We start from the raw sequence: 20,008 nt of genomic DNA, 5'->3' as shown, positions 1-20,008 counted from the left end.
GTCGCACCCCCGGCATGTGCGCTGTCCTTCGCGCCCCATCGTGCTCCCGCGCGCCGCCGCGGAGGGGCTGGGCGCGCGGGAGCGGCGCGGCGACCATGACGGCCGGTGCGGACTTCGAAGGGGGACGGATGAGACGTCGTTGGCTGGTGACGGGGTGTTCTTCGGGGCTCGGACGGGCGGTGGCCACGGCCGCGGCGCGGGCCGGGGACCAGGTGGCGGTGACCGCCCGCACGACCGCGTCGCTGGAGGACCTGGTCGGGTCCTGGCCGGACCGGATCACGCCGATCGCCCTGGAGCTGCGGGACGCGGACCAGTGCGAGGGGGCCGTGCGCACCGCCGCGGACCGCATGGGCGGGATCGACGTCCTGGTCAACAACGCCGGCAGCGGTCTCTTCGGCACGGTCGAGGAGGTCTGCGACGCGGAGCTGCGCGACCAGTTGGAGACCTTGCTGGTCGGCCCCTGGCGGCTCGCGCGCCAAGTGCTGCCGTTGATGCGGGCGCAGGGCCACGGCCACATCGTCAACGTCTCCTCGCTCGGCGGCCGCATGTCCTTCCCGGGCCTCGCCTCCTACGTCGCCGGGAAGTACGCGCTGGAGGGGATGAGCCAGGCGCTGGCCGCCGAGGTCGCCCCGTTCGGGGTGCGCGTGACGGTCGCCGAGCCCGGGGTCTTCGCCACCCGCTACGGATCGTCGCTCGCGGAGGCCGCGCACCGCCTGCCGGTCTACGCACAGGCCACCGGCGAGATGCTCGACGGCTTCCGGGGGATGGAGGACAACGAGGAGTACGGCAGGCCCGAGGACTTCGCCGACACGCTGCTCGCGCTCGTCGCCTCGGACCTGCCCACCCCCTTGCGCGTCCCCGTCGGGGAGGACGCCTACGCCTACCTGGAGGCGGCCGAGGAGGCGGCCCGCGCGGAGTTCGCCGCGGCCCGTGCGCTCGTACGACCGACGGGGACCGCGACGGGGGCGGCGCCGGCGGCCGGCTGAACCACCCTCTCCCGGGACGTCAGTTCTGCCAACCCACCTTCGTGTAGTCGACGTCCGAGAGGCCCGTCGCGCCGAAGTTGGCGAGGCCCTTGCGGTCCGCCGTGATGTCGGGGCGCTGGTACAGCTCGATGGAGTGGCCGAGCTTGTAGATCTCGACGTCGGCCTCGTTGTAGAGCTTCAGCGCCGCCGCCCGGTCGGTGGTCTGGCCGGCCTTCTTCAGGAGCTCGTCGATGCGGGGGCTGCCGACCGAACCGAAGTTCTGGAAGAGGTTGTTGCCCTGGGGCTGCTGGAAGACCGGGATCAGCTTCGAGGTGTACGCCTCGTCGACGTTGCGGAAGCTGACGAGGTCGAAGTTCCCGGTGTTCACGAACTTGCTGAAGTAGTCGTTCGCCGGGACCTTCTTGATCTCGACCTTCACGCCGACGGCGCTCAACTGCTGCTGCACCAACTGCGCCTGGTCCTGCTGCGAGGAGGAACCGCCCGCGCTGAGCGTGTAGTCCAGCGTCAGCTCCTTGCCGTCCTTGGTGCGCGGCTTGCCCTGGCCCGCGTCCTTCCACCCGGCCTCGTCGAGGAGCTTGTTCGCCTTCGCCGGATCGTAGGTGTCGAACTCGCTGGAGTTGTCCTGGTACCCCGCCTGGTTCGGCATGAAGAAGTGATTGTTCAGCGGCTTCAACTCGAAGGAGAGGTCCTTGGCGAAGCTGGCGTTGATGCCCTTGCGGTCGATGGACGCCTGGAGGGCGTTGCGCACCTTGACGTCCTGGAGCGGGCCCCGCGCGGCGTTGAGGGTGATGTGCACCTCGTCCCAGCGCGCACCCCGGCGGATGTCCGCGGTGGGGTCCTTGACCAGCCGCTGGTAGTCCTCGGGCTGGAGCGCCGTCGCCTCGTCCAACTCCTTGTTGAGGAAGGCCTCGGTGCGCGCCGAGCGGTCCAGGACGCGGAAGACGATCGAATCCAACTTGGGCTTGTCGCCCCACCATTGAGGATCCGGCACCAGGGTGATGGTCTGCGCGGTCTTGTCGTACGTGCCGATCTTGAAGGCGCCCGCGGTGACCGGAGCCTTCTCCGTCCAGCCCTTGTTGAACTTCTCGGGGGTGTCGATCTGGTCGGCCGGGTAGAGCGGGTCGAAGAGCCGCGGCCAGTCCGCGTAGGGCGTGGCGAAGGTGACCTTCACCCCGTGTTCGTCGGCGCCCTGCTCGACCTTGGAGATCTGGTCGTAGCCGGAGGTGTCGGCGGCCTCGTACGCCTTGTCGGAGCCGTTCAGCGCCTTCCACAGCGCCTCGAAGTCCTTCCAGCCCAGCGGCTTCCCGTCGGACCACCGCGCCTTCGGGTTGAGCTGGTACTCCACCACCTGCGGGGTGGTCGAGACGACCTTCGCCGAGGTCAGGAAGGCCGGGTTGGGCTGGCCGACACCCTTGGCGTCCGCGTAGAAGAGGTGCGGCAGCACGGCCCGATCGATCTCGGCCGCGTCGCCCTGCTGCCCGTCCACCTGGTTGACGTTGTACTGCGTGATCCACTGGTCGATGGCGATCTTCAGCGAGCCGCCCTGCTTGAGGGCGCTCACCGGCTGGGCGTTGATGTTCTGCCCGTCGACCGCGGGCGCCGGCTGCTTCGCGGCCGACGCGCCGTCGCCCGTGCCGGAGGAGTCGCAGGCGGACACCACCAGAGTGGCCGAAACTGCTGCGGCTATGGCGATGACCGTGGTTCTGCGCATCGGGACACTTCCTCCGGATCGTGGGCGGTCGGTTCGGGACCGCAGGACGGGCCGACCGTAGGAGATCTTGCGCTCCGGGGGGAGGCCTGCTGGAATCCCGATATGTTTTCTTAGCATGTCCGCAACAAACAGCGGTCAAGCTGTGTCAACAAGCCGACGAATTAGCCAGGTTGACCTGCCGCGGCCGTGATCCCCGGGTGAGTCCCGGGACTCGCGTTCTCCTGGCGATCCCTCGTGGATCACGACCACCTGCGGAGGTTCCCCACCCGTGGCCGCCTACCTGGCCAAGCGGCTCGGCTACTACGCCGTGCTGCTGCTCGCCGCCGTCTGCCTCTCGTACCTGCTGGCCTCCTACGCCCTCGACCCGCGGGCGTACTACGAGGGCCGACAGCCACCGCTCTCGCCCGCGTCGGTGGACCACCACCTCACCGCCCTCGGCGTCAACGACCACACCCCGCTCGTCCCACGCTTCGCCAGCTGGGCCGGACACGCGGTGCGCGGAGACCTCGGCCGGACCATCGACGGGACCTCGGTGGGCGCCGAGTTCGGCCGGCGGATCGGGGTCAGTCTGCGCCTGCTGCTCTTCGGCACCATCGCCGGAACGGTGCTCGGCGTGCTCGCCGGAGCCTGGACGGCCGTGCGCCAGTACCGCCTGTCCGACCGCGCGATGACCCTCGCGTCCTTCGTACTGCTGTCGACGCCCGTCTTCCTCCTCGCCGTTCTGCTGAAGATCGGCGCGATCTGGTTCAACACGAAGACCGGCACCGAAGTCATCCGGTTCACCGGCGAGAAGACCCCCGGCGTCGACTCCGGCTTCTGGACGGTCCTGCGGGACCGCGGCGTCCACCTGCTGCTGCCCACCCTCTCCATCGGGCTCGCCACGATCGCCGGATACAGCCGCTACCAGCGCTCCACCATGCTGGACGTGCTCGGCTCGGACTACCTGCGCACCGCCGCGGCCAAGGGCCTCGGCCGCCGCACCGTGCTGCTCAAACACGGCCTGCGCACGGCCCTGATCCCCATGTCCACCTACTTCAGCTACGGCTTCCTGGCCCTCTTCACCGGCGCCACCTTCACCGAGACGATCTTCGGCTGGCACGGGATGGGCGAATGGTTCATCTCCTCCATCGGCAAGAACGACGTCAACTCGGTCGTCGCCGTCAACGTGTTCGCCGCCGTGACGGTGCTCCTGTCCGGCTTCCTCGCGGACGTGCTGCACGCCGCGCTCGACCCGCGCATCCGCACCGCCTGAACCAGGACCCAGGAGAACGCCGACCATGACCGCCGTCATCGAGAGCAGCGCCCCGGGCGCGCAGCCCGCCACCCGTCCCGCCGGGCGGACCACCGTCGTACTGCGCCGGTTCCTGCGCAACCGCGGCGCGCTGGCCGGCGCCGCGGCCCTGCTGCTGCTCTTCCTGCTCGCCTTCGCCGGGCCGCTCGTCAGCCCGTGGGACTACAGCCACATCGACTACACCGCCCTGCGCTCCGGGCCCGGCCCCGACCACTGGTGGGGCACCAACCGGATCGGCCAGGACGTCTTCGCGCAGACCGTGCGCGGACTCCAGAAGTCCCTCGTCATCGGGCTGTTGGTGGCGCTGTTCTCGACGGTGCTCGCCTCCCTGGTCGGCGCCTGCGCCGGGTACTTCGGCGGCTGGACGGACCGGCTGCTGATTTTCTTCGTCGACCTGCTGCTCGTCTTCCCCTCGTTCCTGATCATCGCGATCATCTCGCCCCGGCTGCGCAGCGGCGGCTGGATCGCCTTCGTGGCGCTGCTCGCCGTGTTCGGTTGGATGATCACGGCGCGGGTGGTCCGGTCGATGACGCTGTCCCTGAAGGAGCGGGAGTTCGTCAAGGCGGCCGTGTACATGGGCGTCGGGCCGCTCCGGATCATCTGGCGGCACATCCTGCCCAACATCGCCTCGTTCCTCATCATCGACGCCACGATCGCCGTCGGCGGGGCCGTGATGAGCGAAACCGCGCTCTCCTACTTCGGATTCGGCGTACAGGCCCCCGACGTCTCCCTCGGCACGCTGATCGCCGGCACCACCGGGGCGGCCGTCACCTACCCCTGGATGTTCTTCTTCGCCGCCGGCCTGCTGATCGTGTTCGTCCTCGCCGTGAACCTGGTGGGGGACGGGCTGCGGGACGCGCTCGACCCCACCACCACGCGTTCCGCGCGCCGCGCGCCCCGCACCGGATCCAAGGGAGGGGCGCGATGAGCTCCGCCGCACGCGCCGTGCTGTCCGTCACCGACCTGGAGGTCGACTTCGACGGCGTCCCCGCCGTGCGCGGCGTCAGCTTCTCCCTCGCGCGCGGTGAAGTCCTCGGCCTGGTGGGGGAGTCGGGCTCCGGCAAGTCCGCGACGGCCCTCGCGATGCTCGGCCTGCTCCCGGCCAACGCCGCCGTACGGGGCTCGGTACGGTTGGACTCCACCGAGCTGGTCGGCGCCCCGGACGCCGCGCTCACGGCCGTACGCGGGCGTCGGATCGGGATGGTCTTCCAGGACCCGCTGTCGGCCTTCACGCCGGTGTACCGGATCGGGGACCAGATCGCCGAGGCGGTCCGCGCCCACCAGGACCTCTCGCGCGAGCGGGCCCGGGCCCGGGCGGTGGAACTCCTCGACCTCGTCGGGATCCCCGAACCCGCCCTGCGCGCCCAGGCGTTCCCGCACGAGTTCTCCGGCGGGATGCGCCAACGCGCCATGATCGCCATGGCCATGGCCAACGACCCGGACGTCCTGCTCGCCGACGAGCCGACGACGGCCCTCGACGTCACCATCCAGGCCCAGGTCCTCGACGTGCTGCGCACGGCCCAGCGCGAGACCGGGGCCGCGCTCGTCCTGGTCAGCCACGACCTGGGCGTGATCGCCGGCACGGCGGACCGGGTGGCCGTGATGTACGCGGGGCGCATCGTCGAGACGGGCACGGCCGCCGAGGTGTTCGCACGCCCCTCGATGCCCTACACGATGGGGCTGATCGGAGCGGTGCCCCGGCTCGACGGGGCCGGGGGCGCCCTCGTCCCCATCCCCGGGGCGCCGCCCGCGGCGGCGCGGGTGGGCGCGGGATGCGCCTTCGCGCCGCGCTGTCCGATGGCGGAGGAAGCGTGCACGCGGGACGTCCCGCAGCTCTCGGCGACCGACGGCGGGGGGCACCTCGCCGCCTGCGTCCGGGCCGGGGAGATCGCTGCGAAGGGGCTCGGGGTGCTCGACGTCTACCCGGTGCCCGCGGCGGCGGACATCGCATCCGAACAGGCCCTCGGCGAGACGGTGTTGCAGGTCACCGGGCTCGTCAAGACCTTCCCCGTGCTCAAAGGGGCCGCCTTCAAGAGGCGGATCGGTACCGTGTACGCCGTCGACGGGGTCGACCTCACCATCCGCGGCGGCGAAACGCTCGCGCTGGTGGGGGAGTCCGGGTCGGGCAAGTCCACCACCCTCTTCGAACTGCTCCACCTCGCACGGCCCGAGGGCGGCGACATCGAGCTCTTCGGGAAGTCGCCGGCCACCTTGGGCAGGGCGCAGCGGCGCGCCCTGCGCGGCCAGGTCCAGATCGTCTTCCAGGACCCGATGGCCAGCCTCGACCCCCGCATGCCGGTCGGCGACATCATCGCCGAACCGCTGCGCGCCCAGGGGGTCGACCGGGCGGCCGCGGCCCGGCGGATCCCCGAGCTGCTCGACCAGGTCGGCCTGGACCGGGCCGCCGCGGAGCGCTTCCCGCACGAGTTCTCCGGCGGTCAGCGTCAGCGCATCGGGATCGCCAGGGCGCTCTCGGTGCGGCCGAAACTGCTCGTGCTCGACGAGCCCGTGTCCGCGCTCGACGTGTCCGTCCAGGCAGGGGTGCTGAACCTGCTCCGCCGGCTCAAATCGGAGCTCGGGCTCGCCTACCTCTTCGTCTCGCACGACCTGTCCGTCGTACGGCACATCGCCGACCGGGTCAGCGTCGTCTACCTCGGGCGGACGGTCGAGGCCGGGACCGTACAGGAGGTCTTCGAGCGCCCGCGCCACCCCTACACCCAGGCGCTCCTGTCCGCCGTGCCGCTGCCCGACCCGGAGCGGGAACGGGCGCGCCGGCGCGACCGGATCCTGCTGGCGGGCGACCCGCCGAGCCCCACCCGGCGCTACGAGGGGTGCCGGTTCCTGGGGCGCTGCCCCGTGTACGCGGGCCTGGCCCCGGAGCAGCGCGAACGGTGCGCCACGCAGGACCCGCAACCCACCTCCCACGCCGCCGACCATGTCGCTTCCTGCCACTTCCCGACCGTGCGGGAGGTGGTCTAGGGCCTGTCGTCGACATCGGGTGCGTCCTCGCCGGCGAGGAAGGGGCGCAGCAGGGTGAGCAGGGCGCGCGGTCGGTGCAGCGGGATGATGTGGCCGCAGTCCTCGATGACGTGTCCGGTGAGATCGTCGGTGATCGGGCGGAGCTGGCGTTCCAGTGCCGCACCGACGGGCCGGGCGCCCAACGCCATCGTCGGCACCGTCAGGCGGGCCGTGGCGACCGCCCGCTCGATCTGTACCGCGCTCTCGGGCAGCGCCCGGTAGTACGAGAACGCGCGGCCGAGCGCCCCGCGGCCGGTGTACGCGCGGACGAAGGCGTCCCGGAGGGCGGGGCGCACCCCGTCGCCGAGCGTGCCGCTCCGCAGGAACCAGTCGACGTAGGCGGCCTCGTGGCCCTCCAGCACGGTCTCGGCAAGGTCGGGCGCGGCGCGATGGAAGCCGAACCACCACGGCGGCCCGTCGGCGAGGAACTCCTCGGCGCCGGGCAGCCCGCCCAGAACGGACTCCATGACGACCAGGCGCCGTACGAGTCCGGGGCGGCGCAGGGCGAGGAGGAAGGCCGGCGCGGTACCCGCGTCGATGCCCACCACCGCGGCCGAGGACACGCCGAGCGCGGTGAGGAGCGCCGCGGCGTCCTCGGCCAGGGTGCCCGCGTCGTACCCGGAGCTCGTTCCGTTGCTCGCGCCGAACCCGCGCAGGTCCGGTGCGATGACGCGGTAACGGCCGGACAGGTCGGCCATGACGTCCGTCCACAGCTCCCAGGTGTGCGGGAAACCGTGCAGCAGCAGGACGGCCGGGCCCGCCCCGGCGAGGGCGACGTTCAGTTCGACACCGTTGACGGGGACGCGCCGCAGCTCGACCATGGGGAGGCTCCAGGTGGGGTGAGGAATGGTGACCACCTCACGCTAGGGAACTACCCTGGTCCCTCCAAGACGGCACTTTCCCTTCAGGTGGTGAGCCCCGAGTGACCACATCGAAGCCCGGTGGACCCGGCCGACGGCCCCGTGGGCCCGGTGAGCGGGGTGATGTGCTGGATCCGCTCTGCCCGACCCGGCGGCTGCTCGACCGCATCGGCACCAAGTGGACGTCGATGGTGGTCAAGGTGCTGGCCGAGGAGGCGCCGGACGAGCTCCGTTTCGCGGAACTGCGGCGCCGTATCCCCGGCATCTCGCAGAAGATGCTGTCCGTCACCCTGCAGAGCCTCGTCCGCGACGGCCTGGTCGCGCGCCGAGTGGAACCCACCGTGCCACCCGCCGTCCACTACCGGCTCACCGCGCTCGGCCTGTCCCTCGAAGGGCCGCTCTGCGCCCTGCGGGTCTGGGCCGAGACGCACATGCCGGAGATCGACCGCAACAACCGGCTCGCCGACGGTCAGGCCTTGTAGCGCCGGCACAGGTGGAGGAACAGGTCCGGGTTGGCGATGTTCTGGTAGTCCGCGCTGTCCACGGTGGTGCGCTTCAGGGACCCGTTGAAGATCAGGGTGCCGCTGTAGGAGGAGATGTCGGTGATCTCCGACCAGGGCGCGGAGTGCTTGCGCCCGGACAGGCGCTGCCGGTCGACCTTGTAGGCGCCGAAGTCGACCGTCCCACCGCTCTCGATGGTGGCGAGGGCCCCGGGCAGCTGGGCGCGTGTGACGGCCTGCATGATGTGCTCGCCCCACACGTTCGGCCACAGGAAGAGGGCGCCCTGCACCACCGAGGTGATGCCCAGTGACCGCTTGTCCTCCTTGAGGAACACGCGCAGGCCCGGGCCGATGTTCACGCCCGCGCCGTGCGGGTCCAGCAGGGTGTAACGGGCGTCCCAGGGGACGCCGTTGCGGGTGCTCGTGTACCGCAGCACCCGCACCGTGGCCCAGTCGTACGCGGCACGGAAGCCGTCGGGCCCCGTCACCACCGCGCCGTTCGCGTACAGGTAGAGCCGCGACGCGTTGTGCTTGGTGACCAGGCGGCTGCGCTTGCTCCGGAAGGTCCGCGCCCACGGCCCGAGGCGCCGTTCGGCCGCCAGGGCGTCGGCCGCTGCGGTCGGCTGTTCGTAGGTGTCCTGCTCGTCCATCGTCCGGTTTCCCCTCGCATCGTTCACGTGCCGCCGCTCCCGCAGCCGGCCACTGACGATGCTGGTGTCCGTACATGCCGGACGACAGGCCATGCGACCGGCCATCGGTGACCGGTCGCCACGGGCCGGTCGATACGTCCGGTCGTCACGGGCCGTCGGTCCGAGGGGGCACGAACGTGGCCGGGGCGAAGTTCCGGTGCCGCTCCCGGTAGGTGCGGCCGAGGTGGTGTTGCAGCCGGAGGTGGCGGAACTGGTACACGGCGCCGGCCTGACGCAGGACGCCCCGGCGGTAGGCGTCGTCCAGGAACGCGGCGGGGTTCCACGGGAGCCGCCCGGTCAGGGGGAGCCAGCCGCGTGCGAGCACGAGCCACTGCCCCCAGGCGGTGAAGGCGAGCACGTAGGAGGCCGCGCCGCCCACGCCCCCGACCGCGCCGATGAACAGGCTGTCCCGAACGCCCCAGTTGAGCGGGCCCATCACGTTCCGGAGCAGGTCGACGATCAGATGGCCACCGAGGGCGATGGCGAGGGTGAAGGCCGGTGCGAGGACGAGGAACTGCCGGCAGGTCGTCGAGCGGTTCGAGGACAACAGGCCGATGGGGGTCGCCGCCGCGGTGACGTCCACGGGTGCTTCGAAGACGGCCGTCAGCCCGAAGGCGAGGCCGGCCGACGAACCGAAGACCAGGGCGAGGACCAGCGTGTTGATCAGGGTGCCTCCCACGACGTCCGGGTCGGTGAGCGGCGTCCCCGCGACCAGCGCGCGCTGGACGGTGAGGGCGCAGGCGCATCCGACGCCCATGACGGTGCCGCCGATCAGCCCGTGGGCGAAGCGGGAGGCGAAGGTGCGCAGGGGGCTGCGGCCGAGATGGGGCCGCGCGGCGCGCAGGGTGAGCCGGACCCGGGACGGTTCGAAGGCCGCCCCGCGACCGGACCGGTCCGCCATCGCGTAGACGGCTCCGAACCCGATGCCCGCGGCGGGGCCCATGAGGCCTCCCTGGAGCAGCAGTTCGCCGACGGAGAGCGAGGTGAGCAGGAAGCCGACCAGCCAGTCGGTCACGGTGATGCTCAGCGCCGTGGCCAGGACGAAGGCCACGGTCCGCGTCGTGCGCGAGAGGGAGTCGCCGAGCTGCCACCAGGCGAGGTCCTGCCGCTCGCGGTCGAGCCGGACCAGGTGGTGGGCGAGGTGGCCGAGCCAGCCCGCCGCGCGCTCGGGGTCGGCGTACGCCGTACTCGGTTGCTCGCCGGCCGCGTCGCGCTCCGGCGCGCGGCGTCGGTAGACCGTGGGCACGAAACCCGCCAGCAGGTGCTCGTCCAGGCTCTTCACCGAGGGGAAGCGGGTGGCGTCCAGCAGCTCGGCGGGGTCCCGATCGGGCTTCTCGCTGTACAGGGTGCGGGCGAGGATGACCATGAGCGGGGTGGTCAGGACCTCGGCGAGGCGGACGTTCGGGGGATCCCGGCGGGTGCGCAGCGCGGTCAGCACGGCGTCCCACGGCGAGCCCGACGCGACGGCACCCGTGGTGCGAGTGGTGCGCGGCAGGTAGTCGGCGAGATCGTCGGGGGTGAGGTCGGTGAGCTCGATGCCCGCGGCCCATACGAGCGGCGCGTTCGCCGCCCCGACGGCTTCGGCGTACTCGTCGCGCCGACTGGTGAGGACGAGCGGCGCGGCGGTCGCGTTGAGCGCGTCCAAGGCGTCCCGTCGCAGCCCTTCGGCTATCTCGTCGAAGCCGTCGAGGACCGGGAGGACGAGATCGGCGTCGACCAGCGCCGCGGCCAGGGTCGCCCCTCCGTAGCCGCGGCGGGCCAAGTGGGGGTGGTCGCGCAGCAGTCGGCCGATCATCCAGTCCCGCAGCGCGGTGGTCGAGGGGTCCCAGGAGCCGACGCTGAAGACGACCGGTACGCGCGGCCGCGGGGCCGTGGTGCCCGGCAGGTCCAGCAGGTCCAGCAGGTCCAGGACGAGCCTGATCGTCAGGACGGACTTGCCGGAGCCGGCCCGACCGAGGACCACCAGCCGGCCGGAGGGGATCTTGCGGTAGACCTCCGCCGTGCCGCGCAGGTCGCCGTCCAGGTCCATCGCGCGTGGGGTCCCGCCCGGGCCGAGGCGTTGGACGTTCGCCGCGCTGTCGACCAGCGCGGCCGGCGCGGGCTTCCAGCGGACGGGCAGCGGGAAGGGATCGTGGACGCCGCGTTGCGCCTCCTCGTGGCGCCAGCGGCGCCGGACCTCCCTCGCCAACTCCCGCGCGGCGTCCGCGAGCGCGTCGTGCACGGCCGGCCCGCCGGACCGGGCGGGCGCGGGCACGCGTGTGGGGGCGGGCACGGGTATGGGGGCGGGTGCGGATCGGGCCTCCGCTCCGCCTCCCGCACCGGCGGCGGGCGGGCCGGGCGGACCCGCGAGCGCGGTCGCCAGGCGCAGCCGGTCGGCCTCTCGCAGGCCGAGCGCGTCCGCGAGCAGGTTCACCGTGCCCATCCGGTGGTTCGTGGACCGGCCGCTCTCCAGCCGCCGGATGGTGCGCACGCTGACCCCGGACCGTTCGGCCACCTGCTCCTGTGTCAGGTCCGTCGCGTCCCGCAGCCCGCGCAACAGCGCGCCGAGGTCCTCTGTCATCCCGCATCCCCCAAGACCGCCCGTACGAACGGCCGTGAGCCTACCCGTGGCCGCCGGTCACCGATGGCCGGGTGCGTGTCCTGTACGGGGTGGTGCGGCCGAGGTCAGCATCGGTGTCGGCGCCCCACACCGGCGGAAGCGAGGAGGCGACGTGGCCAAGCGCTACTGGTGCGCGGAGTGCGGCTTCAAGACCCCCTGGCTCGACGGGGAGGAGGGCCCGGGCCGGCAGATCGAGCACTACGCCCGCAAGCACCCGGGCACCTCCCCAGGTGGTCAGGTCGAGACCCGCAGACGGCAGCGGACGATCGGACGTCGTGCGGGACGCCGCGCAGGACGACACGCACCACTACACGAAAGGGGAATTCCGGATATGAGCGAGGTCTCGACACGGCCGGGGTCGGCCACCGGCGCCGGCGTCATGGGCATCGCCTTCGGCCTCGCCGCGGTGTGCGGCGCGGTGTACGTGCTGCTGCTCCTCGGGGACGGGAACGGCTTCGGGCTGTTCGGGCTGCCCGTCCTCGCCTTCGGCGTGGGCCTCTTGCGGGCCGGTGCCAGGGTGCTGGCCGGGGTGTCCTACTCGGGCGACCGGCTCGGCCAGTTGGCCCTGGTGCCCGCGTCCCTGTCCGGCATCGCCATCGGCGCCATGGCCGCGTCGGCGGACTGGGACAGCGACGCGTCCTTCGCCCAACTCGCCGGATTCGGCGCCACCTTCCTCCTCGCGGTGATCGTCATCACGTTGTGCGAGCGCCCCGCGACGAAGCGCTACCTCGGCGAGCGCTGACCCGGCCGTCCCCGTCGGGTCGACGTTCGACCTCGCGCTTCCGGGCGGCACCTCGACGCCATGAGCCGCCGAGGCGACGCCATGAGCCGCCGAGGCGACGCCATGAGCCGCCGAGGCGACGGCTGTTGCGTCGCTGACCTGCGCCCTCGGCGTACGTTCGCAGCGGTACCGGGGGTCCTCTGGTCCGCGAAATCCTCACGGGTCACACTCTTCCCATGAGCAGTCACGAGCCCGGCGGCCCCACCCCACCCCCTTACGGGCCCGATCCGGCGAACCCGTACGCCCAGCCCCGGCCCCAGCCCGGGCCGGGGCGGTTCGGCGGCCCGCCGCCGCCCGCGCCCGGCACCGGGCGCCGCGGTCCCTTCGCGCGCGGCCCCATGGCCCGCAGGCCCGTCGCGCTGGTCGCGGCGCTGGTGGCGGGCCTGTTGGTGATCGGCGGGGCGGTGTACGCGGTGGCCGGCAGAGGCCACGGTTCCACCCCCGGCCCCGTCGCCGACGAGGCCACTTCGAAGGCCCCGACGGGCACCCCCACGGTCGACAAGGGGGACGGGAAGGGCCCGGGCGGCGGCCCGGAGCCCTACGATCCCAACGCCGGCATCCAGCCCGGGGAGGGGAAGGTCTGGCTGCGCGAGAACCAGACGCAGCTGGCGGGCTCGGGAGCCGAGCAGTTCGGCCCCTGGCGGGTCGGTGACGTCGTGGTCAAGGCCATGCACAAGGAGATCACCGGATACACCGCGGGCGACGGCAAGGACGTGTGGAAGATCGCGCTGGAGACCCCGTTGTGCGGGGTGCCGCCGGCCCCGACGGCGGCCGGAAAGCTGGTCGTCGGCGTCCTGGAGAGCAACGAGGCGAAGGCGAACTGCACGCAGCTCCAGCAGGTCGACCTGGTCACCGGCAAGCTCGGCTGGAAGGTGGCGGTACCGCAGGAGAACGGCTTCGACACCTCCTCCAGCTTCGAGATGGCGATCAGCGGTGACACCGTCGCGCTCGCCCGGTCGGCCGTCGCGAGCGGATTCTCGGTCGCCGACGGCAGGAAGCTCTTCGGCACCCCGAAGACGGGCTGTTCCCCTTCCGGGTTCGCCGGGGGCGCTCGGCTGATCCGGCTCCGCAACTGCTTCGACCCGAAGCCCGCCGCCGTGATCGAGGAGGTCGACTCCGCGACGGGCGAGGCCAAGTGGAGCCACACCTACGAGCAGGGCTGGACGATCGGCCGCGTCCTGTCCGCGGATCCGCTGGTCGTCGCCGCCCACAACTCCGACAAGAAGGTCTGGAACATCACGGCGTTCACGGCGGACGGCAAGGTCCGGTCGCAGGGCGAAGCGAAGTTCGGGGTGAGCGGCCGCTGCAACGGCTTCGGATACGCCGAAGGACTACAGGACTGCCCGGGCGCCGTGGTCGACGCCGACACGCTCTACGTCGCCGGGGGCAAGGCCGGACCCACCCTCGGCCTCGACGAGACGAACGAGGTCATCGCCGTCGACCTGGCCACCGGGCAGGAGAAGTGGCACGCGGCCGCGCCGGACAAGGGGCGCTCCATGTGGCCGCTGGCCGTCGAGAACGGCAAGGTCATCGTGTACATCGCGGCCGGCGGGGGGCGTTCGGGCGCGATGGCGACGCTCGACCCGAGCGGTGGTGCCCCGCAGGTGTTCCTCCAGAGCCCGGCGGCCGCGCGCGGCCCGGAATCCGTCTTCTACCCGCACGGGGTGCACCCGGCCTGGCTGGGCGGACGGCTCTTCCTGCTCAACGGCCGGGTGCAGGGCCCCGAGCCCGAGAAGGTGGACCACTCGATCCTGTCGTTCGGCAAGTAGTCCCGCGGAGCCCGGGCTCGGGCCCGGGCCCGCGAACACCGGGACGCGCGGCTCCGGTTGTGCGCCGGGTCACGGGCGGGCGAAGGGCGGGCCGCCGTGCCGGACCCGCTGTGGCCGGTGCGTCCCCGCGCGCCTATCGTTACCCGGCATGTGGCCAGGACAGCAGACGCCCGGGGGCGAGCAGGACCCGCCCGAGGAGTTCCACAACCCGTACCGGCAGCCGCCGGGTGCGCCGCTCCCCCCGGGCCCGGCCGCCCCGCCCCCGCCGGCCGCGCCGCCCACCGCGCCGCCCTCCGCCTACCCGGTGGGCGGCCCGTACGGCATGACGCAGGCGCAGGGGCAGCCGTACCAATCGCCGTACCAGCCGCCGCGCCCCGCCAAGCGCTCCAGGACCGTCGTCATCGCCGTCTGCGCGGCGGCCGCCGTGGTGGTGGCCGCGGCCACCGTCACCGGTGTGGTCCTGCTGGGGGACGACGCCGGCCGGGGCGACGACCGGGCGATCGACGGCAAGGACGTCTCCCCGTCGGGTCCGTCCCCCACCGCGCCGTCGACCTCCTCCTCCTCCTCCTCCTCGGGCTCGCCGTCGAGCACCGTGCCGCCGACGATCAAGGGTTGGAAGTCGGTCGTCAACCCCGAACACGGCACGGCCTTCGACGTCCCGGCCGACTGGGAGGTCGCGCCGCCCACCGTGTTCAGCGGGTACTCGGACGACGCGGACGGGGAGAAGATCCTCATCGGGCACACGGCGCCCGCCTTCTACAAGTCGAAGTGGTGCAGCATCGACGGGGACGGCGACGGCCGGATCGACGACTACAAGCTGGCCGCCACCGGGACCAAGGGCGCCGCCGGTGCGAAGGACACCCGTGAGGTCGCCGAGAAGATGGCCCCGGTCTGGGTCTACGCCGCCTACACGCAGCCGGACAAGAGCGCGGTCAAGACCGACCAACCGGTGGAATACACCACCAAGTCGGGGGTCAAGGGCACCTACCTCACCTCGCATTCCGAGGGCGCCAAGAAGACCAACAAGTGTTCGGGCGACGGCCGGTCGATCGTCTTCGGCTTCAAGAACGCCAAGGGCGACTTCGTCGCCTGGGACTTCTACGGAAGGACCGGTGTACCGGGCGCGATCGCCGACGAGCTGGTCATGCGCATCCTCAGCACGGTCCGTTTGACGGCGGTGACCCCCACGGATCCGTCCGCGACCCCGTGACCCGAACGTCTGTCGGTATCGGCGGGCTCCTCCCGGCAGCGCCGGGAGGGTCGGTATCCGGCCGTATCCGGCAGGCGGTGCGGGGCGGTCGGAGGTGAGCGGTCAGCACTGCGGCGTGCGGGAGCACTCAGGAGGCGCCCGTTTATGGCCACGCGCCCCCACGCGCCCCCGGAGGTGACGTTCCGGCAGGCCGGTCCCGGGGCAGCCGCAAGGTGCTGATTGGTCCTTGCCGCACCCGCTCGCATCGTCCCTGGAGAGTTCCGCATGACGAAGGTCCTCGTACTGCACAGCGTCAGCCTCGTCGGATCGGCATTGGCCGCCCTGTTGAGATCCGAAGGCCAGTTCGACGTCACGTCGGTGGGGTGGAGGACGGCGGCGCGCCGGGCGCTGACCTTACGACCAGACGTGGCGGTCGTCGACGTCGACTGTCCGGGTGCCACGGCCGTGCTCGCCGGCGAGAGGCACACCGATCACCAGCTGTTGGACCCGCCGACCCCGCTGCTCGTCCTGGCCACGGCCGGGACGCCCGGCTCGCTCGGCCGGGCCTTCCAGGCGAAGGCCCGCGGGTACGTCGACAAGGACGGCTCGCCCGGGCAGCTCGTCCGGGCCGTGCGCAAGGTCGCCGCGGGCGAGCGGTTCATCGACGCCTCGCTCGCCTCGGCCTTCCTGGAGGCCGATCCGGTGCCGCTCAGCCCGCGCGAGCTGAGCGTCCTGGCCCGCGCCGCGGAAGGCGATTCGATCGCCGAGATCGCCCGGGCCCTGCACCTGGCCAGCGGCACCGTCCGCAACTACATGGCCGCCGTCACCCGCAAGACCGGCGCGCGCAACCGCATAGACGCGATACGCATCTCCCGCAGCGCCGGTTGGGTGTAGCGGGCCGCCGGACCGGGCGGCTCAGCGCGTCGGGACGACCGCGCCGCCCGCACTCCACATCCCCACGAGGTCCCGGTAGAGCGCCGAGCGTGCCGGCAGCTCCGCGTGCGTCCCGCACACCGCCCGGGTCCCGTCCAGGACCAGCACCCGGTCGGCGCGCGCGGCCGAGGAGATCCGGTGGGCCACCACCACCAGCGTGCCGGGCCGGGCCGCAAGGGCCCGCTCGGCACGCTCCTCGGTCTCCGCGTCGAGATGGCACGTGGCCTCGTCCAGCAGGAGCAGCGGGGCGGGGGAGAGGTGCGCGGCGGCGAGCGCCAGCAGCTGCCGCTCCCCCTGGGAGAGGCGGGCCGGATCGAGGGGCGCGTCCGGGCCGCCGAGCCGCCGCAGGAGCGGCTCCAGGCCCAGCGCGGCCACCACGGCCTCCACCCGCTCCGCGGGCACGTCCGCCGGGCGCGGGCACAGGTGGGTCAGGTTCTCGCGCACGGTGCCGGTGAACACGTACGCCTGTTGGGGCAGGAGCGTGCGCCGCAGGTCCGGGCCGTGCGTCGACCCCGGTGGCCGGGCGGGCGCCCCGGCGACCAGGGCCGTGCCCGCGCCGGGCAGCAGCAGCCCCGCCAACAGGGCGGTGAGCGTGGACTTCCCGATCCCGCTGGGCCCCACGACCGCGAGGTGCTCGCCGGGCCGGACCGTCAGGTCGAGCCCGTCCAGCACGGGGTGCGCGCGGGGCCCGTAGGCGAAGCCGACGCCACGGAGTTCGGCGGCGGCCACCGGCCGGTGCGGGGCCCCCGGGGTCGCGGGACCGGCCCCGTCCCCGGGCTCCGCCGCGGCGTCGGGGCCGCCGGGGGGCGGGGCGGACGGTTCCGGGCCGCAGAAGCGGTCCAGCACCACCAGCAACCGGGTCCCCGCGGAACCGAGCGCGGCCATCAGGGTGTCGAGCGCGGGCAGCAGCGACTGCGTCAGGTAGGTCAGCGCGCCGGCCAGCGCGCCCGCCGTGAGCCCGCCGCCGAGCAGCCAGGGCGTGGCCGCGAGCAGGGCGAGGACCGGTGCCCGGCCGGCCACCCCGAGGGCCAGCGTCCGTACGGCCCCCCAGCGCGCGAGCCGTCCGGTCAGCCGTTCCTGCGCCGCGATCAGCGGCTCCACGCCGGCGGCCGCGGCCCCGCCGCCCCCGCACGCCACGATGTCGCGCAGCCCGGCCGCCACCTCGCCCACCCTTGCGGCGAGGGCCTCGTCCGTGTCCAGGGCCTCCCGCTGCACGGCCGCCATGGGGCGCAGCGTGGCCAGGAAGACGGCCAGGCCCAGGAGCAGCGGGGGCACCACGACGACGAGCAGTACGGGCGCCAGCGCGGCCATGCCGAGCAGCGCGCCGACGGCGGTGAAGAGGAACGAACGGGCCGTCAGGACCAGTCCGGCGAAGGAGTCCCGGGCCATCTCGCTCTGCTGGGTCAGCCGGGACACCGCACCCGTGCCGGCGGCGCGCGCGGGATCCGCGACCGCGGCGCCCAGCGCGTGCCGTACGGCCCGGCGGACGAGCCCGTCCCGCAGGGGCTCGACGAGCTCCGCGAGGGCGAGGAACACCCCGCGCAGGGCGACGCCGCCGAGGAGCGCTCCGACCCCGGCCGCCGTCAGCCACAGGACACCCGTGTCGACCCGTCCGGCCAGGAACCCGTCGTCCAGGGCGCGGGCCACGCCGTACCCGCCGAGGAAGGTGTGGACCGATTCCAGCAGTGACCAGAGCGCCAGCGCACCCAGGGGCCGGAGCCGGCCCCGCAGGAACCGCCGCCCCTCCCCGCCGACCCGCCGCCATGGCCCGGCACCGGCACCGGCAGTGGCAGCGATCTTCGGTACGGGCCGAGGGAGCGCCGGCCCGGAAGCAGCGGTCGGGCGGGCCGTCGTACGGTCCGGAGCCGCCGCCCCGGTGGCCGGGACGGCCGCAGCTGCGCCGGCCGACGGCTCGCCGGTCGGCTGGGCGGCATCCGGCGGCGCTGCGAAGACCGCACGGTAGTCCGGGTCCTGCCACAGGGTGGCGTGCGGGCCGGTGGCCCGGACCCGGCCGTCCTCCAGCCAGACGACCCGGTCGGCGCGGGCCGCCGCGGAGATGCGGTGGGCCACGACGAGCCGGGTGCCCGGGCGCACCCGCTCGGCCAGGGACCGTTCGACCTCGCGCGCGGTGAGCGTGTCCAGGCTGGAGGTGGCGTCGTCGAGCACGAGCAATCGCCCCGCACGCAGGAACGCCCGTGCCAGGCCCAGGCGTTGGACCTCGCCCCCGGACATCGGCGCGTCCGCGAGCAGCGTGTCGTACCCGTCGGGCAGGCGCCGTACGAACGGATCGGCCCCGGCCGCCCGCGCCGCGGCCCGCACCCGCGCCCGCCCGGGCGGCGGACCCGCGCCGAAGGCGATCGCCCCGGCGACGGTGCGCCCCGGCAGCGCGGGCCGGTCGAAAGCGTGTCCGACGTCGCGCCGCAACGCCTCGGCGGACAGCTCCTCCAGCGGTACCCCGTCGAGGAGCACCCGACCGGCGTCCGGGTCGGTCAGGCGCCCCGCCACCGCGGCGAGCAGCGTCTTGCCCGATCCGGAGCGCCCCACCACGGCGACCGTCGTACCGCCGGGCACGACGAGATCGACGCCGTCCAGCGCCGCGCGGCCCTCGCGCTCCACCCGGACCCCGCGCAGTTCCAGCGTGCCCGGCCCGTCCGGGGGCAACTCCCGTTTTCCGTACGCCATTGCGGGCAGGGCGAAGAGGGCGGCGGTGCGCCGCGCCGCGGCCCGACCGCGCACCACGGCCGCCAGCCGTCCGGTCACGGCGCCCACCCCGGCCGCGAGCCCGGCGTACCGGACGGCGGCGAGGAGGGCGCCCACGCCCAGCGCGCCCGCCGCGAGCCGCATCCCGCCCACGCCGAGGACCACGTACAGCAGCAGCGGCATCAGCGCCGAGGTGCGGGCGGTGGTCCCGCCGTACACCCGCCACATCCGCCGACCCTCGACGCCCAGGGCGGGCAACTCCCTTAGAACCCGATCCCGTTCGCGGGGAAGAGTGCCGGCCGCGGCGATGGTGCGGGCGCCGGCGAGGGCCTCGGCCAGCAGCCCCGCCATCGACAGCTGGACCTGCTGGTAACGGCCCACGCTGGCCGCCGAATCACGGGCGAAGGACCGCAACAGGAGCGCCAGCAGCGGCAGTCCGGCCACGAAGGCGAGGGCGGTCCACACATCGATGACGAAGAGCGCGATCAGACCACCCAGCGGTGGCAGCAAGGAGGCGACGGCGCCCGCCGCGGCCGCGGGCGCGGTCCCGGCCTCGGTGGCGTGCGCGGTCAGCCGCGCGGCGACGTCGCCGGACGGGTACCGGCCCGCGTGATGCGGGGCGGTGCCCAGGAGCCGGGTCAGGCCGAGGCGGCGCAGCCACGCGGTCGAGCGGCCGTTCACCCGGCCGGTCAGCCGCGTCACGGCGGCGTCCAGCAGTACTTCGGCCGTGATGACCACGGCGCACCACGCGGTCCAGGCGGGGCCGCCCGGGTCGCCGCGCAGCAACAGGTCGAGGGTGTGGCCGAGGACGGCCGGTTCGGCGAGGGCCGCGCCGGCGGCGCCGAGCGAGCACGCGCCCACGGCCGCGGTGCGCCCCGCGCTGTCGCGGGCCGTCGCCACCAGGGCGCGGTCGCCGGCGCGGGCGAGCGCCGCCCCGTCGGACGGATCGGGCGAGGTCATCGGCAAGGCTCCACGGCCTCCA

General features: G+C 73.4%; 14 protein-coding genes. 9 read left to right on the top strand and 5 right to left on the bottom strand.

The window, feature by feature from the left end; translation table 11 throughout:
- The first annotated feature begins 128 nt into the window (after positions 1-128).
- A complete protein-coding gene (locus tag ACIBEA_RS05295; RefSeq protein ID WP_399258182.1) occupies positions 129-986 on the top strand; it encodes an SDR family oxidoreductase in 858 nt (285 codons plus the stop codon).
- 19 nt (positions 987-1,005) lie between these two features.
- On the opposite strand, the gene ACIBEA_RS05290 is transcribed toward ACIBEA_RS05295, so the two are convergent.
- Complete coding sequence (locus tag ACIBEA_RS05290; RefSeq protein ID WP_399258180.1) at positions 1,006-2,697, bottom strand: ABC transporter family substrate-binding protein; 1,692 nt, start codon at positions 2,695-2,697, stop codon at positions 1,006-1,008.
- A 268-nt stretch (positions 2,698-2,965) separates the two neighbouring features.
- On the opposite strand from ACIBEA_RS05290, the gene ACIBEA_RS05285 reads away from it, so the two are divergent.
- From ACIBEA_RS05285 to ACIBEA_RS05275, 3 genes are read left to right on the top strand one after another with little or no spacing between them, the layout of a single operon-like run.
- Positions 2,966-3,949 (top strand): ABC transporter permease, encoded by a 984-nt coding sequence (locus ACIBEA_RS05285; RefSeq protein WP_399258178.1) that lies wholly within the window; start codon positions 2,966-2,968, stop codon positions 3,947-3,949.
- A 25-nt stretch (positions 3,950-3,974) separates the two neighbouring features.
- Positions 3,975-4,916, top strand: coding sequence for an ABC transporter permease (locus ACIBEA_RS05280; RefSeq protein ID WP_399258176.1), 942 nt, complete (start codon positions 3,975-3,977; stop codon positions 4,914-4,916).
- A complete protein-coding gene (locus ACIBEA_RS05275) occupies positions 4,913-6,967 on the top strand; it encodes a dipeptide ABC transporter ATP-binding protein (protein ID WP_399258174.1) in 2,055 nt (684 codons plus the stop codon). Before ACIBEA_RS05280 ends, ACIBEA_RS05275 begins: the two co-directional genes overlap by 4 nt.
- Here the strand turns inward: ACIBEA_RS05275 and ACIBEA_RS05270 are convergent.
- Entirely contained in the window at positions 6,964-7,827 is an 864-nt protein-coding gene (locus tag ACIBEA_RS05270; RefSeq protein WP_399259033.1) for an alpha/beta fold hydrolase, read from the bottom strand. The genes ACIBEA_RS05275 and ACIBEA_RS05270 overlap by 4 nt on opposite strands.
- 101 nt (positions 7,828-7,928) lie before the next feature.
- On the opposite strand from ACIBEA_RS05270, the gene ACIBEA_RS05265 reads away from it, so the two are divergent.
- Complete coding sequence (locus ACIBEA_RS05265) at positions 7,929-8,348, top strand: winged helix-turn-helix transcriptional regulator (protein WP_399258172.1); 420 nt, start codon at positions 7,929-7,931, stop codon at positions 8,346-8,348.
- Here ACIBEA_RS05265 and ACIBEA_RS05260 read toward each other — a convergent pair.
- On the bottom strand, positions 8,336-9,016 hold the full coding sequence (locus tag ACIBEA_RS05260; RefSeq protein ID WP_399258170.1) for a DUF6585 family protein: 681 nt from the start codon (positions 9,014-9,016) through the stop codon (positions 8,336-8,338). The genes ACIBEA_RS05265 and ACIBEA_RS05260 overlap by 13 nt on opposite strands.
- Positions 9,017-9,161: 145 nt before the next feature.
- Entirely contained in the window at positions 9,162-11,615 is a 2,454-nt protein-coding gene (locus tag ACIBEA_RS05255) for a helix-turn-helix domain-containing protein (RefSeq protein WP_399258168.1), read from the bottom strand.
- 151 nt (positions 11,616-11,766) lie between these two features.
- Here ACIBEA_RS05255 and ACIBEA_RS05250 point away from each other — a divergent pair, with 151 nt between their 5' ends.
- From ACIBEA_RS05250 to ACIBEA_RS05235, 4 genes are all read left to right on the top strand, one after another.
- A complete protein-coding gene (locus ACIBEA_RS05250) occupies positions 11,767-12,396 on the top strand; it encodes a hypothetical protein (RefSeq protein WP_399258166.1) in 630 nt (209 codons plus the stop codon).
- Positions 12,397-12,611: 215 nt separating this feature from the next.
- Positions 12,612-14,204: a PQQ-binding-like beta-propeller repeat protein gene (locus ACIBEA_RS05245; protein WP_399258164.1), complete on the top strand. Its 1,593-nt coding sequence runs from the start codon at positions 12,612-12,614 to the stop codon at positions 14,202-14,204.
- A gap of 148 nt (positions 14,205-14,352) precedes the next feature.
- Positions 14,353-15,414: a hypothetical protein gene (locus tag ACIBEA_RS05240; RefSeq protein WP_399258162.1), complete on the top strand. Its 1,062-nt coding sequence runs from the start codon at positions 14,353-14,355 to the stop codon at positions 15,412-15,414.
- A 264-nt stretch (positions 15,415-15,678) separates the two neighbouring features.
- A complete protein-coding gene (locus ACIBEA_RS05235) occupies positions 15,679-16,287 on the top strand; it encodes a DNA-binding response regulator (protein ID WP_399258160.1) in 609 nt (202 codons plus the stop codon).
- Between the two features lie 21 nt (positions 16,288-16,308).
- Here ACIBEA_RS05235 and ACIBEA_RS05230 read toward each other — a convergent pair whose 3' ends face one another.
- Positions 16,309-19,986 carry an ATP-binding cassette domain-containing protein gene (locus ACIBEA_RS05230; protein ID WP_399258158.1) on the bottom strand — a complete coding sequence of 1,226 codons (3,678 nt, stop codon included), beginning with the start codon at positions 19,984-19,986 and terminating at the stop codon, positions 16,309-16,311.
- Positions 19,987-20,008: the final 22 nt, after the last annotated feature.

Source organism: Streptomyces sp. NPDC051555, from assembly GCF_044454405.1.
Classification (GTDB): Bacteria; Actinomycetota; Actinomycetes; order Streptomycetales; family Streptomycetaceae; genus Streptomyces.
This window is presented reverse-complemented; position numbering and strand designations above follow the sequence as displayed.

Coding starts and splice junctions, on each gene's coding strand:
- ACIBEA_RS05270 (WP_399259033.1), bottom strand. CDS start 7,827: ATGGTCGAGCTGCGGCGCGTCCCCGTCAACGGTGTCGAACTGAACGTC.
- ACIBEA_RS05290 (WP_399258180.1), bottom strand. CDS start 2,697: ATGCGCAGAACCACGGTCATCGCCATAGCCGCAGCAGTTTCGGCCACT.
- ACIBEA_RS05275 (WP_399258174.1), top strand. CDS start 4,913: ATGAGCTCCGCCGCACGCGCCGTGCTGTCCGTCACCGACCTGGAGGTC.
- ACIBEA_RS05295 (WP_399258182.1), top strand. CDS start 129: ATGAGACGTCGTTGGCTGGTGACGGGGTGTTCTTCGGGGCTCGGACGG.
- ACIBEA_RS05255 (WP_399258168.1), bottom strand. CDS start 11,615: ATGACAGAGGACCTCGGCGCGCTGTTGCGCGGGCTGCGGGACGCGACG.
- ACIBEA_RS05240 (WP_399258162.1), top strand. CDS start 14,353: ATGTGGCCAGGACAGCAGACGCCCGGGGGCGAGCAGGACCCGCCCGAG.
- ACIBEA_RS05260 (WP_399258170.1), bottom strand. CDS start 9,016: ATGGACGAGCAGGACACCTACGAACAGCCGACCGCAGCGGCCGACGCC.
- ACIBEA_RS05245 (WP_399258164.1), top strand. CDS start 12,612: ATGAGCAGTCACGAGCCCGGCGGCCCCACCCCACCCCCTTACGGGCCC.
- ACIBEA_RS05235 (WP_399258160.1), top strand. CDS start 15,679: ATGACGAAGGTCCTCGTACTGCACAGCGTCAGCCTCGTCGGATCGGCA.
- ACIBEA_RS05230 (WP_399258158.1), bottom strand. CDS start 19,986: ATGACCTCGCCCGATCCGTCCGACGGGGCGGCGCTCGCCCGCGCCGGC.
- ACIBEA_RS05280 (WP_399258176.1), top strand. CDS start 3,975: ATGACCGCCGTCATCGAGAGCAGCGCCCCGGGCGCGCAGCCCGCCACC.